Annotated in this window: 15 protein-coding genes; 6 read left to right on the plus strand and 9 right to left on the minus strand. The window is 74.4% G+C overall.

Going from position 1 to position 13,702, the window contains the following annotated elements; translation table 11 throughout:
- Nucleotides 1-7: 7 nt before the first annotated feature.
- The 3 genes from ACPFP2_RS24925 to ACPFP2_RS24935 all read right to left on the minus strand — a co-directional run bounded on the left by ACPFP2_RS24925 (nt 8) and on the right by ACPFP2_RS24935 (nt 2,729).
- Nucleotides 8-1,210, minus strand: a complete 1,203-nt coding sequence (locus ACPFP2_RS24925; protein ID WP_424091937.1) for an FAD-dependent oxidoreductase — start codon at nt 1,208-1,210, stop codon at nt 8-10.
- A 149-nt stretch (nt 1,211-1,359) separates the two neighbouring features.
- Nucleotides 1,360-1,563 (minus strand): DUF6767 domain-containing protein, encoded by a 204-nt coding sequence (locus ACPFP2_RS24930; RefSeq protein WP_424091939.1) that lies wholly within the window; start codon nt 1,561-1,563, stop codon nt 1,360-1,362.
- Between the two features lie 131 nt (nt 1,564-1,694).
- Nucleotides 1,695-2,729 (minus strand): GGDEF domain-containing protein, encoded by a 1,035-nt coding sequence (locus tag ACPFP2_RS24935; RefSeq protein ID WP_424091941.1) that lies wholly within the window; start codon nt 2,727-2,729, stop codon nt 1,695-1,697.
- 394 nt (nt 2,730-3,123) lie between these two features.
- On the opposite strand from ACPFP2_RS24935, the gene ACPFP2_RS24940 reads away from it, so the two are divergent.
- Entirely contained in the window at nt 3,124-3,543 is a 420-nt protein-coding gene (locus ACPFP2_RS24940; protein WP_424091942.1) for a hypothetical protein, read from the plus strand.
- A gap of 172 nt (nt 3,544-3,715) precedes the next feature.
- Here the strand turns inward: ACPFP2_RS24940 and ACPFP2_RS24945 are convergent, their stop codons facing one another.
- Nucleotides 3,716-4,123: a hypothetical protein gene (locus ACPFP2_RS24945; RefSeq protein ID WP_424091944.1), complete on the minus strand. Its 408-nt coding sequence runs from the start codon at nt 4,121-4,123 to the stop codon at nt 3,716-3,718.
- Between the two features lie 231 nt (nt 4,124-4,354).
- Between ACPFP2_RS24945 and ACPFP2_RS24950 the strand changes: the two genes are divergently transcribed.
- From ACPFP2_RS24950 to ACPFP2_RS24960, 3 genes are read left to right on the plus strand one after another with little or no spacing between them, the layout of a single operon-like run.
- Complete coding sequence (locus ACPFP2_RS24950; RefSeq protein ID WP_424091946.1) at nt 4,355-5,020, plus strand: vWA domain-containing protein; 666 nt, start codon at nt 4,355-4,357, stop codon at nt 5,018-5,020.
- A gap of 19 nt (nt 5,021-5,039) precedes the next feature.
- Nucleotides 5,040-6,080, plus strand: coding sequence for a hypothetical protein (locus ACPFP2_RS24955; RefSeq protein WP_424091948.1), 1,041 nt, complete (start codon nt 5,040-5,042; stop codon nt 6,078-6,080).
- Nucleotides 6,081-6,130: 50 nt separating this feature from the next.
- Nucleotides 6,131-6,928, plus strand: coding sequence for a hypothetical protein (locus ACPFP2_RS24960; RefSeq protein ID WP_424091950.1), 798 nt, complete (start codon nt 6,131-6,133; stop codon nt 6,926-6,928).
- 9 nt (nt 6,929-6,937) lie between these two features.
- Here ACPFP2_RS24960 and ACPFP2_RS24965 read toward each other — a convergent pair whose 3' ends face one another.
- Nucleotides 6,938-7,777, minus strand: coding sequence for an alpha/beta fold hydrolase (locus ACPFP2_RS24965; RefSeq protein ID WP_424091952.1), 840 nt, complete (start codon nt 7,775-7,777; stop codon nt 6,938-6,940).
- Nucleotides 7,778-7,854: 77 nt separating this feature from the next.
- Here ACPFP2_RS24965 and ACPFP2_RS24970 point away from each other — a divergent pair, with 77 nt between their 5' ends.
- Nucleotides 7,855-8,991, plus strand: a complete 1,137-nt coding sequence (locus ACPFP2_RS24970; RefSeq protein WP_424091954.1) for a CaiB/BaiF CoA transferase family protein — start codon at nt 7,855-7,857, stop codon at nt 8,989-8,991.
- A gap of 169 nt (nt 8,992-9,160) precedes the next feature.
- Nucleotides 9,161-9,568: a hypothetical protein gene (locus ACPFP2_RS24975; protein WP_424091955.1), complete on the plus strand. Its 408-nt coding sequence runs from the start codon at nt 9,161-9,163 to the stop codon at nt 9,566-9,568.
- Nucleotides 9,569-9,612: 44 nt separating this feature from the next.
- On the opposite strand, the gene ACPFP2_RS24980 is transcribed toward ACPFP2_RS24975, so the two are convergent.
- The 4 genes from ACPFP2_RS24980 to ACPFP2_RS24995 are packed head-to-tail and all read right to left on the minus strand — an operon-like array spanning nt 9,613 to nt 13,701.
- Nucleotides 9,613-10,491, minus strand: coding sequence for an STM4011 family radical SAM protein (locus tag ACPFP2_RS24980; protein WP_424091957.1), 879 nt, complete (start codon nt 10,489-10,491; stop codon nt 9,613-9,615).
- A complete protein-coding gene (locus tag ACPFP2_RS24985) occupies nt 10,488-11,813 on the minus strand; it encodes an STM4012 family radical SAM protein (protein ID WP_424091959.1) in 1,326 nt (441 codons plus the stop codon). Before ACPFP2_RS24985 ends, ACPFP2_RS24980 begins: the two co-directional genes overlap by 4 nt.
- Nucleotides 11,810-12,613, minus strand: coding sequence for an STM4013/SEN3800 family hydrolase (locus ACPFP2_RS24990; RefSeq protein ID WP_424091960.1), 804 nt, complete (start codon nt 12,611-12,613; stop codon nt 11,810-11,812). The genes ACPFP2_RS24985 and ACPFP2_RS24990 overlap by 4 nt, the downstream gene beginning before the upstream one ends.
- Nucleotides 12,601-13,701 carry an STM4014 family protein gene (locus tag ACPFP2_RS24995; RefSeq protein ID WP_424091962.1) on the minus strand — a complete coding sequence of 367 codons (1,101 nt, stop codon included), beginning with the start codon at nt 13,699-13,701 and terminating at the stop codon, nt 12,601-12,603. Before ACPFP2_RS24995 ends, ACPFP2_RS24990 begins: the two co-directional genes overlap by 13 nt.
- Nucleotide 13,702: the final 1 nt, after the last annotated feature.

Here is a 13,702-nt window from a genome sequence, read left to right on the forward strand (position 1 = left end):
GGCGCGCTCAGGTCAGGCCGCGCAACATGCCGTGCCAGTACATCGCCGGCAGGCCGTGGCGCTTGAGCAGCCACATGTCGTAGCGGGGCTTCATCGTGTCGATGAGCGGGAAGCTCGGGCTCGGCTTCAGCGCGTAGTCGAACTCGGCCAGCAGCATCCGGTTGTGCGCGGTGACCAGCGGGCACGAGGTGTAGCCGTCGTAGCGGGCCGGCAGGGGCCGGCGCCGTCGGGCGGCGAGCAGGTTGGCCACCACCACCGGCGCCTGCTTGCGGATGGCCGCCCCCGTCTTGGAGGTGGGCAGGTTCGCCACGTCGCCGAGGGTGAACACCTCCGGCCAGCGAGGGCTCTGCAGGGTGTGCCGGTCGGCCTCCAGGTAGCCGAACGGGCTGGCCGGGTCGGCCAGCGGGCCGGCGGCGAGCCAGTCCGGCGCCTTCTGCGGCGGTACGGCGTGCAGCAGGTCGTAGTCGAGGGTCTCGGTGGCGCCGGAGCGGTTGTCGCGGATCACCGCCCGCCGGGCGTCCCCGGCGACCTCGACGAGCTGCGACTCGTAGCGGACCTCGATGCCGTAGCCGGCGGCCACCTTCTCCAGGCTGCGGGCCCAGTCCGGCTGGCTGAAGATGGTCGGCGTGGGCAGCACCAGGATGATCCGGATGCCGTCCAGCAGCCCCTGCCGCCGCCACCAGTCGGCCGCCAGGTAGGCGATCTTCTGCGGGGCGCCGCCGCACTTGATCGGGCCGGGCGGCATGGTGAAGATCGCGGTGCCGCCGCGCACCTGCTGGATGAACTCCCAGGTGCGTGGCGCGAGGTCGTAGCGGTAGTTGCTCGACACCCCGTCGCGTCCCACCGATTCGGCGAGGCCGGGCACGGCGTCGAAGTCGAGCTGGAGGCCGGGCGCCATGACGAGCTGGTCGTAGCCGACGACGTCGCCGCCGGCGAGCGACACGGTGCGGTTGCCCGGGTCGACGTCCACCGCCCGGTCGCGGAGCCACGTCACGCCCTTCGGGACGAGCGTGCGCTGTGCGCGCACGGTCTCGCCGGCGCGGGCCAGTCCGGCGCCCACGAGAGTCCAGAGCGGCTGGTAGTAGTGGCTGTCGCTGGGCTCGATCAGGGCGACGTCCGTCACGCCCTTGCGGCGCAGTCGCGCCGCCACGCTGATGCCGGCGGTGCCGCCGCCGACGATGACCACCTGGTGATGCCGGACTTCGGTCACCGGACCTCCCGGGTTGAGAAGGGTGGTCGAGGGCAGGGCCGTCGTGTGGCCCTCACCGTCGACCCTCTTCCCCCCAGCATACCCCCGGGGGTATGCGGCGGCGCCACCCTGCGTGGTCGCCGCCCCGGCCGCCCCCGCCCCGGCCCGGCTCAGGCCCCGGTGTCGACGCCCTCGCGTCGCCGGGCGGCCAACTGGAAGCGGTGCAGCCCTTCGCGCAGCTCGTCGTCCTCCATCACCAGGCGGACCAGGCCGCAGTCCTGCGGGCCGGTGACGTTGAGCTGGCACAGGGTGCACGGCTGCCCGGGGCGCAGCGGGCACTTCGCGTCCGGCCTGACACGCGTGCGGGTGGTCATGCCACCACCATGCCCGACGCGGGGTCCTCCGGACAGGGGCCGTTGGTCACGTCCCGCGCGCCGCTCGCTGCGGACCGTGGCCGTCGCGGGCCGGGGTGGCGTGACGCCCGACAGGCGCACCGACGGCCCGGTCACGGCGCGCGGAAGGTGTCCGAGCTGCCGGACAGCAGGTCGTGGCCGGCGCGCAGGAGGGGGTCGGCCGTGCGGTGGCGTTGCTGCTTCGTGCGGTACAGCCGCCGGTCGGCGGTACGCATCAGGGCGTCGAGGGCGTCACCGTCCTGGGGGGCGGTCGCCGTGCCGATGCTGACGACGGCGTGCCGACGTACCGCCACCTCGATCCGGTCCGCGACCGCCCGGGCGGTCGCCTCGTCGGCGTCGACGAGGACGACGACGAACTCGTCGCCGCCGATGCGGGCGATCGCGTCCTCGGCGCGCAGCGCCTCCCGCGCGGCCGTCACGGTCCGCCGCAGCAACTCGTCGCCGGCTGCGTGCCCGAAGCGGTCGTTGACGAGCTTGAAGTCGTCCAGATCCAGGCAGAGCACGGAGGGGCCGGGGCGGCAGCCGTTGCGGAACAGGTACCGGGCGTACTCGGCCAGCCCGCGCCGGTTCAGCGCGCCGGTGAGCGGATCCAGCGCGGCCAGGGCGCGCAGCTGGGACCGCTGCCGCGCCAGCGCCCGCGTCTGGGTGGAGCAGACCGAGACCAACCCCACCATGCCGGCGACGTAGACGAAGACGTGGCCCGGGGGCGTGGGCCGCCCGGCGGCGACGACGGCGAGATAGGCCCCGATGGTGAGCGCCTCGAGCCCCACCATCAGGCGCAGGTGCGGCGTGTAGCTCGCCACGAAGACGGTGGTGCTGACGAAGCCCAGCGCCGCCGGTGACGCGGCGCCGCCGTCCCAGTACGCGCAGAACGCGACGATGGCCAACGTGATCACCAGGATCGTGAACGAGATCCGGTACCCCGCGGCCTTCGAGGTCACCCGCTTCGCCGCCCGCAGGCCCACCAGGCCGGTCGCCACCCCGCAGCCGTACGCCGCGAGCATGGGCCCCCGGTTCGGCTCGCCGATGGTCAGCAGGCAGTAGGCGACGGCGATGGTGTGCGAGCCGACGTGCAACGCGGCGCTGAACAGCATGCGTCGGCGGCGCTCGTTCACCCCGGTGTCCACCGCACCCACCGCACCCCGTCGATCGCTGGAGGTGGCGTACCACCCGACCGGTCGCCTGGGCCGGCCAGTGGCCGGCCCGACCAGGCACCGCACCACCTCGACATCTAATGATGTGCGCCAGGTCACAGTCAATAGTCGAACGGGTGCCTGCGCCCGACCGTCGCGGACCGGGGCCCGGGCGTGACGCAGCGTCGACGCACGACGCCCGCGTGGCCGTACCGGGCGCCGCGCCTTTCGACGGCGTGGGTCGACGGCTGCCCGACGGTAGGCGCCGCGACCGCGCGGGACGTTTGCCCGCCGGGGCCGGGGGAAGACACCGGCGCCGAGCGGGCCGGTCGGCCCGGCCCGCCCCGTCGGTGCGGGTCTCGGCAGCACACCCCGAGGAGGAGCGACGATGGCCGACGCTCGACGCAGCACCACCGGGGCCGCCAGGCCCACCGGCGCCCGGAAGGCCACCGGGGCGCGCAAGGCTCCGATGAACCGCAAGGCCGCGGCGAAGAAGGTCGCGACGGCCACGAAGCGGGCCACCGGGGCGAGCGCGGCCAAGACGCCGGGCGGCAAGCCCACCCCGACGACGGCGCGGGTGGCCCGCAAGACGGACACCGCCGCGACGGCCGCCCCGACCCGCAGGCCGACCGCCAAGGCCGCCGCCGCCAAGAAGGCGCCGGCCACCCGCGCGCCCGCGAAGAAGGCGCCCGCGAAGAGGGCGACGCCCGCCCGCGCCCGCGGCACCGCCGGGCGTACGCCCGCGAAGAAGGCCACCACGATGGAGTCCTTCGGCACCCGGCGCAGCGCCCGGCCGTCCACCCGCTGACCACGCCCCGGCGCGCGCCGGCCACCCGTCCTCGATACTGGGCCGGTGACTGTCTCCTGGGCCCATGTCGGTCGGCTGTGGACCAACGGGTGAGCCGTTCCTGGCCGTCGACGCCGGCCTGCGCGAGGCGTGGCGGGGTCACCCCCTGCCGTCGGCGGACCTGCGACCGCGGTCAGCAGTCGTAGGAGTGCTCGCGCAGCAGCTTCCGTACCGTGTCGGGGCCGGGGCTGTTGCCGCCCCAGCCCTCGACGTCCTCGTCGTCGACCTCGTCGACGTGCCAGTGGTCGCCGCGCAGCGCCGTCGAGTTGTACGCCGGATGTTCGAGGGTGACCTCGCAGGTGGCCGGATCCGAGTCGGTGTTCACCTGCCAGGTGAAGTCGTAGGCGACGGTGTTCCTGCGCTTGCGGTTCTTGCGCAGGGACGTCTTGGTCTCGGGGGAGACCGTCACCGACTCGTAGCCCGCCCGGCTGAGCTTGTCGACGTACTCCCGCTCCGCGTCGCCGTCGTCGCCGCACCCGGTGATCGCCACGAGGGCGATGGCGACCGCCGCCGCCGTCGCGACGTTCCTCCTGCTTCCCACAAGGGGCCTCCTGTCCGTGCTGTTCGAGGGGTCTGCCGCCCGCCGCCGTGCCGCCGGGACCGCAGCGCCATCACGATAGGGGGCACCGACAAGCGGACCGCCCCGGTCCGGCGCGAGGTGCCGAAGTCCGACAGTCAAGATCGGACGGCGGATCTCGACGTGGTCCGGTGAGCCGGTTAACTTCGTGGGCGACGGCCGCAGGACCGGCGAGCGCACCCAGGGGGTCAGGTCATGCCACAGCGCGTGCTGCCGATCTACCTGGCGGTCGACACCTCGGCGTCCACGGCTACCGGGAATCGTCTGGAGGCCGTCCAGCAGGCGCTCATCCAACTCGTCGACGAACTGCTGTCCAGTCCCGCCCTCGGCGACCAGGTGCGGGTGGGCATCGTCGCCTTCGCCGACCACGCGGAACTCGTCCTGCCGCTGACGGACCTCACCGCGCTGCCGTCCCTGCCGCGCCTCTACGCCCATGGGGCCACCCGCTACGGTCCACTGTTCCATCGACTCGGTCGGGTGATCGACCATGACCTGCGGGTCCTGCGCTCCCAGGACACGTCCGTCATGCGTCCCTTCGTCTTCCTCGTCACCGACGGCGTCCCGGTCGACCGGGACTGGGAGCGGGCGTTCCAGGACTTCGACCGCCGCGCCAAGGCCCAGATCGTCGTGATCGCCATCGACGTCGGTGCCGAAGGGAGCGAGACCTGGCAGCGGCTGCGCCCCGTGGCGGTGTACGAGTGGGACGACCACCACGAAGACGTGCTCGCCACCCGGATCTTCGGCGTCGTGAGCGACTTCGCCCGCACGCTGACCACATCGGTGATGCTGCCCGGCCGCCACGACACCCGACCGCACCTTCCACCGCCGTACCCGCCCCTCGGGGAAGCGGACCTGCGCTGACCGGCCCTCCTGGAGCGACATGCCCACCCCACCAGCGGCCGACGCCTGGCCGGACCTGCCACCCCGGGTGCCGGAGCGCACCCTGCGCACCTGGGGACCCGGAGTCCGGGGCGGCTCGTCCACCGTCTTCGACGTGTTCGGCCACGACGACAAGGTCCTCTACAAGAAGTACGCGATACCCCGTGCCGAGGTCGACCTCGACCGGCTCGTCCAGCTCTACCGTGGTCTCGACGACGACCAGGCTGCCGTCGTCCGGCGTCGGTACGCGTGGCCGTTGGCGGTCGTCGCCGGTGGCGACGGCGCGGTGGCCGGGGTGCTCGTCCCCCGGGTGGGGATGGCCTACCAGGCGCACCTGTCGACCAAGAAGGTCCGGGTCAGGGACCTCAACTACCTGCTCTACGAGGCCCGGGCCGCCCGGGTCGGCGTCGATCCGGCGAGCCTGCGGGAGAAGCTCAGGCTGATCCGTGCCCTGGTGGAGGCGTTGCGCTGGCTCGAGGCGCGCGGTCTGGTGCACGAGGACCTCGCGGCGCACAACCTGCTGTGGACGCTGCATCCGCAGCCCGCGGTGCTGCTGCTCGACTGCGACTCGATCAGGCCGGTGGACAGCGAGGTCGAGGAGCCGCTGCTCACCAGCACGGACTGGACGGACCCGCGGGTGCTGACCGGCGACACGCCCCGACCGGATCACGCCTCGACCGTCTACGCGGTCGGCCTGATCGCCGCCCGGGTGCTCGTCGCGCCGTCCTGGCGGCCGTCCGGCACCGACACCGACGAGCCCCTCGGCGGCCAGGTGCCCGCCGCGCTGACCTCGCTGATCCGTGCCTCCGTGCGCGCGTCGGGATCCCGGCCCCGCCTGTCGCAGTGGCTGACGACGCTCGACGGCGTGATCGACGCGATGACCGGGGAAGGGCCGGAACTGCAGACCACGCCGAGCGTGTCGCCGGTGCAGTCCCTGCCGCGCACCGCCTGGACGTACGCGCTGAAGGGCAGGTTGGCCGTGACGGTCGGGTTCGTGATCGGCGCCGTCGCGGCCGTCGTGCTGCTCACGGGGCTGCTGTGATCACCGCCGGCCCGTCGTCCGATGGGCCACCCACCACGCTCACCGGGCAGGTGTCGCACTGGTTCGGGCAGGCGGCGCAGATCGTCACCGGCGTCGCCGGCTTCTCGTACGCCTTCGGTTGGGTGGTCACCGCCCGGTTCTTCGGCGCCTTCGGCGTCGACCCGGAGGACGCCGGCATCACCTTCGGCTGGCTGGCGATCCGCGCCTTCCTCATCGGCATCACCGGTCTGGTCGTCTTCGTCGTCTCCCGGCACCTCCTGCAGGCGGCCGAGCGCAGCGCACCCGTCGTCCACATCGTCCAGAGCCGCGCCGCGATCGTGCTCATGACGGTCGTCTCCTGCATGGGCGTCGCGGGGCTGGCGGCGCTCTGCCTCGCGGTGTGGACCACCTCGCGCGGCGGTGACGTCGACGCCGTCCCGGTCACCGTCGTCCTGCTCTGCGGCGCGGTCAGCACCGGGCTGATCCTGTGGCTGCGACCGCCCGCCGTGCAACTGGGCTGGAACACCAGCCTGTGGCTGCGCGGGATCGCCGGCGCCCTGCTGGGCTTCCTCGGCGTGAGCCTGCTGCTGCTGCCGTACCGGCTGAGCGACCACCTCGCCGCCGACGTGCGCGCCGGCCGGCCGGTGCGGCTGCTGATGGCGCCGGGCGTCCCCGCGCTGCAGGTGACCCGGGTCCAGCTCGCCGCCGTGGACGGCCAGTCGCCACCGCCGCACCTGCCCCCACCGGCGACCTGCGTGTCCCGGCTCGGCGGGGCCGCCGGCGTCTCGCTCTACTACGTCGACGGGAAGGTCCTGCGGGTCGCCGACGAGAGCGTGACCGCCCTGGGGCCGTGCCCGCCGGCGCCGTAGCGGGAGCGCTCAGCGCAGGAACCGGGCCACGGTCTCCACGAACCACTGCGGGTCGTCGAGCCAGGGCTGGTGCCCGGCGCCGGGCTGCACGGCCAGTTCGCCCTTCGGGAACAGGCCGGCGTACTCGGCCGCGCGGGTCGCAGGGAGCGCGACGTCGTATGCACCCGCGACGAGCAGGACCGGGGCCCGCAGGTCGCCGGCGGCGGACCGGACGGCCGCCGGGTCGAACGCGTCGTCGGCGTAGTAGCCGGCCGCCGCGTCCGGGTTGCGCCAGCTCGCCTCCCGCTCGTGGTGGGCTTGGGCGGCGTCGTCCCACCGGCCCCAGGTGAACGGGGTGATCGCCGCCCAGTCGTCGGCGGTGGCCCGCCCCGCCCAGATCCGCTCGAACGCGGCGAACGCCGCCGGGAACCACGGCTCCCCCCGGCGCAGTTCGGCCAGCTCCCGGCGGTCCCGGTCGGTGACCTCCACGCCGACCGGCCGGGGACTGGGGTTGAGCAGGACGAGCCGGTCGACCCGGTCGGGGTGCCGGGCGGCGTACAGCAGGGCCAGGGTCGCGCCGGCGCAGTGCCCGGCCAGGTCGACGCGCTCCAGGCCGAGGTGCCGTCGCAGGGCCTCGACGTCGGCGACCTGCCGGTCGCACCGGTAGGTCGCCGGGTCCACCGGGGCGGCGGACTCCCCGGTGCCGCGCAGGTCCAGCCGTACCAGCCTGCGGTGTGCGGACAACCCGCCCAGGTCGCCGAGGTACGCCGAGGCCTGCATCGGGCCGCCCGGCAAACAGATCAGCGCTGGGCCGTCGCCGCTGGAGTGGTACGCCAGCCGGGTGCCGTCGGCGCCGTCGAAGGTTCCCATCCGCAGATCGTATGCTCGCCGGACCGGTCCCCGCCGACCCGAGCGGTCGACCGGCCCGCCGGGGGAGGGGAGCGCCGATGGATCGGCAGCGGTCCGGACCGCTCGACGGCGTCCTGGTGGCCGACTTCTCGCGGATCCTCGCCGGGCCGTACGCGACGATGCTCCTGGCCGACCTGGGCGCGGACGTCGTCAAGGTCGAGGGACCCGGCGGGGACGACACCCGGACGTGGCTGCCGCCGGTGCGCGACGGCGTCTCCACCTACTACCTGGGCGTCAACCGCAACAAGCGGTCCATCGCGTTGGACCTCACCGACCCGGACGACCTGGACGTCGCCCGGCGTCTCGCCCACCGCGCCGACGTGATGATCCAGAACTTCCGTCCCGGCGGCCTGCGCCGGTTCGGCCTCGACCACGACAGCGTCGCCGCCGTCAACCCGCGCGTCGTGTACGCCTCGATCAGCGGGTTCGGCGCCGGCGCGGGCGCGCACCTGCCCGGGTACGACCTGATGGTCCAGGCGGCCTCCGGCCTGATGAGCCTCACCGGGGACCCGGACGGTCCGCCCTACAAGGCCGGGGTGGCGGTGTTCGACGTGATGGCGGGCCTGCACGCGGCCGTCGGTGTCCTCGCCGCCCTGCGGCACCGCGACCTGCACGGAGTCGGCCAGCACGTCGAGGTGAACCTGCTCTCCTCGGCCCTGTCCGGCCTGGTCAACCAGACCAGCGGCCACGTCGCCGCCGACAGCGTGCCGTTCCGGATGGGCAACGCCCACCCGAGCCTTTTCCCGTACGAGCCGATGCCCACCGCCGACGGCGACCTCGTCGTCATCGCCGGCAACGACGGCCAGTTCCGCCGGCTGTGCCAGGTACTCGGGGCGCCCGACCTGGCCGACGACCCCCGGTTCGCCCGCAACCAGGACCGCACGGCCAACCGGGACGTGCTGCGCCCGCTGCTGGTCGACCGGCTGGCGCGGCGGAGCCGCGACGAGTGGTTCGCCGACCTCACCGCCGCCGGTGTGCCGTGCGCCCCGATCAACACCGTCGACGACGGCGTCGCGCTGGCCCGCGACCTCGGGCTCGACCCGGTGGTCACGGCGGGCGGCGTGCCCGGCGTCCGGCACCCCATCGGCTTCTCGCGGACCCCGCCGCGCCACGACCTGCCGCCGCCGCGGCTCGACGAGCACGGCGCCGAGATCCGCGCCTGGCTGGCCGATTAGGGCGTGGGTCGACGTCCCTGACCGGCCTGCGGGGGCCCGGACACCGACCGGCGGCGCGGGAGTCGCTGTGCGGCGCACACCGGACTCTGTCATCGGTTGGTCACTGCGAGTGTCGACAAGGGTCTATGGTGGGCACAGGTAGGCGACCGGCACCAGGAGGAGGACCATCGTGCGCCGCATCATGACCACCATCGCACTGCTCGGGCTGTCACTGTTCGTGCTGCTGGCCCCGACGCCGGCGAGCGCGGCGAACACCGTCGACGTCACCTCCGCCACCCTGGTCGCCCGAGGCGTCGCCGTGGACGTCACGGTCACCGTGGTGTGCCCCGCCAGCACGTCCGGCTCCATCGAGCTGAGCCTCAGGCAGCGGTCGGGCAGCGGCCTGGCGTACGGGTCCGGCTGGGCGCCGGTGCACTGTACGGGCGAGCCCCAGGAGGTGACGGCGCGGGTGACCGCGCAGGAGAGCGGCGAAATCTTCCGTAACGGCGAGACGCTGGTCACCGGAGGTCTCGAAGTGTGCGGCGAGGATTCGTGTGAGTACCCGCCGTTCACCGACACGATCCGCGTCACCCACTGAGCCGGCCGACAGCCGACTCGGGGCCGCCTCCGCGTGCGCGGACGTCAGGGCGTTCCGGAGGCGGGCCGGCCCGGGTACGGCCAGGCGGCGGGGATGCGTTCCAGCACCCCGCCGGCGAAGACGTCGCGCAGCCCGAGCGGCTTGAGGTGCACGTAGCCGATGTGGCAGTCGCAGACCGCGACGCCGCACGGCCGGGGCTTCAGGGCGGCGCGCCACGATCCGTCGTACAGGTTGCCGATCGGGGCGGGCATGAAGTGGCAGCGCCGCACCGTGCCGTCACCGAGCACCGAGATGGCGGTCTCGCCCGCGTGGCAGGGCTGCCCGAGGGACAGGTGCGGGCGGACGCTGAAGCCGAACAGCGGGTCCAGCCGCGTCCAGGTGGCCTCCTCGTCGGCGTCGTACCGCCGCCCCTCGGCGGCGTTGACCCACAGGTACACCTGCGCCGGCAGCGCCGCGCGCAGCGCCCGCGCCTCGTCGAGGTGCTCCGGCAGGCCGACCACCCCGACGGAGTACCGGACGCCCAGCTCCGACAGGCGGGCACAGCGGGCCAGGAACCGTTCCCGGGTGACCTGCCCCGGGTGGTACGTCGTCCACAGCGCCGCCGTGCCCCGGTCGGCCTCGGCGAGCCAGTCCACCCGGGCGGCGAGGTTGGTCTGGATGACCACCCGCCGCACGTGCGGCAGGTGCGACAGCGACACCATCGCCTCCCGGTACCAGCTGCGGGTCAGCCCCTCGCCCCACGGGGTGAACAGCACCGACAGCCGTACGTCGGTGGTCTCCGCCACCCACCGGGTGAACCGCGTCAGCGCGGCCCGGTCGGCGCGCAGCAGCTCCGGCGGGTCCCGCCGCTTGGCGAACGGACAGTACGGGCAGTCGTAGTTGCAGCTCGCCAGCGGCCCGCGGTAGAGGATCGCCAGGTTCACCGCGGCACGTACCCGGTCATCGCGTCGCGGACCTCGGCGGAGGTCAGCCACGGACCGATAGCGTCGGAGCGGGCCAGCCCGGCCGCGGTCAGCCGTAGCCCCCCGTCGGTCGCCCAGCCCCGCTCGACGAGCCGACCGAGCTGAGGGAAGTCGTCGGTGGGCCGGCTGCCGAAGCGGGCCCGGTAGGCGGCGGCGTCGACGCCCTCGGCGCGCAGCAGCGACTTGAGCAGCCAGCGGCGGCGCTGCTCGGTGTCGTCGAGCCGGTAGCCGAACTCGGCGTACCGGAAGTCGTCGGCGGGCCGGGCCAGGTAGTCGTCGAGCACCGCCCGCACCTGGGACACCCCGACGGCGTAGTCGAAGGAGTGGTGCAGGGCGGTGGTGTAGGAGCGGGCCCCGCAGCCCAGGCCCACCATGCCGTCGTCCTGGCAGCAGTAGTCCGGCCCGTCGGGGGTGGGCGCGTCGGCGCGGCGGAACTGCCGCATCGACTCCTGCCGGTACCCGGCCGCGCCGAGGGTCTCCACGGCCTGCCGGTACAGGGCGAGGCGCTGCGCGTCCCAGTCGGCCCGGGCGTGCGCACGCCGGCCCAGACCGGTCAGCGGACGCACGTACAGCGGGTACAGGTACAGCTCCTCGGGTCGCCAGGCCAGCGCCGCGTCGAGACTGGCCCGCCAGGTCCGCGCGGTCTGCCCGTCGATGCCGTAGATCAGGTCGATGTTGAGCACCGGGACCGCCGCGTCGCGGATCGCGCCGAGCGCCGCCTCCACCTCCGCCCGGCGCTGCGGGCGGCCGGCGGCGCGCGCTTCGACGTCGAGGAAGCTCTGCACGCCGATGCTCACCCGGGTCGTGCCGTGCGCGGCGAGCACCGCGAGCCGGTCCGGCGTCGCGGTGGCCGGCGACGTCTCCACCGACAGGGGTACGCCCGGCAGCCGGGCCCCCACCGTGGTGGTGGCGATGTCGAACAGCTCGGTCAGCTCGTCGGCCGTCAGGTACGTCGGGGTGCCACCGCCGAAGGCCGTCCGGGCGTACCCGACGTCGCCGCCGAGGGCGTCGGTGACCTGCTCGGCCTGCCGGCGCAGCTGCCGCAGGTACGCGGTGACCTGCTCCTGCGGCGCGTGGGCGCGGGTGAACAGGTTGCAGAAGCCGCAGCGCATCTCGCAGAACGGCAGGTGCACGTAGAGGAAGAGCGCCTCGCGTGCCTCGGTCCGCCACACGTCGGCCAGCGGCGGCCGGGGCCGCAGCGCCCGGTACGAGGTCTTGTGCGGGTACGCGTACAGGTACTGCTGGTACGGGGAGCCGTCGAGGCCCGTGTCGGTGCTGGTCACCATTCTCCCGGGTGCAGGGTGAAGTGGGCGTACGGGACGGTCCACACCACGTCGTGGCCGATCCGGTGGCCGGTGTGCCCGTCCTCGCCGTACGCGGTGCCGTGGTCGGAGCAGATGATCGTGAACACCGGTCGGCCCCGACCGGTGAGCAGGGCGAACAGCCGACCGATCCGCCCGTCGACGTACTCCAGGGCGGCGGCGTGGCTGGCCCGGTCGTCGCGTTGCGCGCCGGGCAGGTGGTGCCGGTTCGGCTGGTGCAGCGCGGCGACGTTGAGGAAGGTGAACAGCGGCTGCCGCGCCGGCACCCGGGGCAGCACCTCGGCCAGCCGGTCGAGCTGCGCGTCCAGGCAGGTGGGGGAGGTGACCCCGAACTCCGGCTCCCAGTGCGCCTCGGCGAACAGGCCCGGCAGCACCGACCCGAGCGGGCCGCGCCGGTTGAAGAAGCCCACCCCGCCCAGGCAGAGCGTGTGGTAGCCCTCCTTCGCCAGGGCGGTCGGCAGGTCCGGGGCGTCGAACACCCAGGTGTCGGCGCCGGAGGTCTCGCTGCCGGGGAACGCCGCCGCGTAGAGCCGCTCGTGCCGGCCCGGCGCCACCGGTGTGGGCAGGAAGCCGGCGAAGAAGGCGTGGTGCGCGGCGTAGGTGAAGCTGGCGGGGGAGTGCCGCCGCTCCCACCGGCCGCCCGGCAGCACCCGGGCCAGCCGGGGCGTACGCCCCGCCGCGGCCAGTTCGGCGGCCACGTCGTGGCGCAGCGTGTCCAGGGTGACCAGGAGCAGGTCGTGGCTGCCGATCAGGCTCCGCACGCGACCACCTCCCGCCCCGGCGCGCCGACGCTCGCCCGCCACCGGTCCCAGCGGCCGGTGACCAGCGCGTGCACCTGCTCGGCGTAGGTGTCCCGCCCGTCGGCCAGCACCCCGGGCAGCAGGTCACCGAAGGCGTTGACCTCGGCCACGGCGTGCCGGCGCCACCCGATCAGGAACATCAGGTCCACCCCGACGTGCAGGCAGCCGGGGAAGCAGGCGGCGACCCGCTCGCAGGTCTGCATCGCCGCCGACCACGCCGCCGGCCCGGCCGTCGCGCGCAGCGCGGCCAGATCACCGCGCGCGTTGCCCAGGTGCAGGTTCGTCAGCGGTCCGCGGGAGGCCCGCACCACCGCGTGGCTGGGCCGGCCGGCGACGACCACCACCCGCACGTCGACGACCCGGTCGCCGAGGCCCGCCTTGGGCAGCCACCGCTCCACGTGCAGGCCCTCCGGGGCGAGCCGGTCCACGATGGCCGCGACCTGCGCCTCGTCGTCGTAGCGGCGCAACCGCAGCGAGTTGAACAGCCCGTCGGGCGTGGTCTCGATCGTGGTGACCGCCTGCACCCGCCGGGGGCCGACGGCGAGGGCGATCACCCCGGCGGCGGATGAGCCGTGCGCCGGCTTGACGAACACCCGGCCCCAGCCGGCCGCCGCCATCCGCGCCCGCAGCGACGCGTACCCGTCGACCGGGGGCAGTGCCTCGGGCACCGGCACGCCGGCCGTGGCCAGCAGCGCGTGGCAGCGCCGCTTGTCGCAGAGCACCGCCACCTCCTGCGGCGGGTTGAGCAGCCTCGCGCCGCCGGTGGCGACCCGGGCCATGCCGTCGGTCAGGCCGGCGTACGCGTCGGCCAGCCCGACCAACTCGCCGTGCCGGGCGGGCACGGCGGCCCCGCGCAGCAGCCGGTCCACCTCCGGGTCCTCTCCGGGGGAGTCGACGCGTACCAGTGCGCCCGCCGGCGGCGGGGCCGCCCCGGTCAGCACGTCCCGCCAGGGCAGCACCGCCGGTCGGGGCAGCCCGGCGGCGAGCGCCGCCCGGGTGAACAGCTCCACCCGGCGGTTGGCCGGGTTGCCGACGACGGTCAGTTCCATG

Source organism: Micromonospora citrea, from assembly GCF_049629545.1.
Taxonomy (GTDB): Bacteria; Actinomycetota; Actinomycetes; order Mycobacteriales; family Micromonosporaceae; genus Micromonospora; species Micromonospora citrea_A.

Excerpts from the sequence above, each read along its gene's own strand:
- ACPFP2_RS24930 (WP_424091939.1), bottom strand. The coding sequence starts at position 1,563 with ATGACCACCCGCACGCGTGTCAGGCCGGACGCGAAGTGCCCGCTGCGC.
- ACPFP2_RS24940 (WP_424091942.1), top strand. The coding sequence starts at position 3,124 with ATGGCCGACGCTCGACGCAGCACCACCGGGGCCGCCAGGCCCACCGGC.
- ACPFP2_RS24950 (WP_424091946.1), top strand. The coding sequence starts at position 4,355 with ATGCCACAGCGCGTGCTGCCGATCTACCTGGCGGTCGACACCTCGGCG.
- ACPFP2_RS24955 (WP_424091948.1), top strand. The coding sequence starts at position 5,040 with ATGCCCACCCCACCAGCGGCCGACGCCTGGCCGGACCTGCCACCCCGG.
- ACPFP2_RS24965 (WP_424091952.1), bottom strand. The coding sequence starts at position 7,777 with ATGGGAACCTTCGACGGCGCCGACGGCACCCGGCTGGCGTACCACTCC.
- ACPFP2_RS24970 (WP_424091954.1), top strand. The coding sequence starts at position 7,855 with ATGGATCGGCAGCGGTCCGGACCGCTCGACGGCGTCCTGGTGGCCGAC.
- ACPFP2_RS24995 (WP_424091962.1), bottom strand. The coding sequence starts at position 13,701 with ATGGAACTGACCGTCGTCGGCAACCCGGCCAACCGCCGGGTGGAGCTG.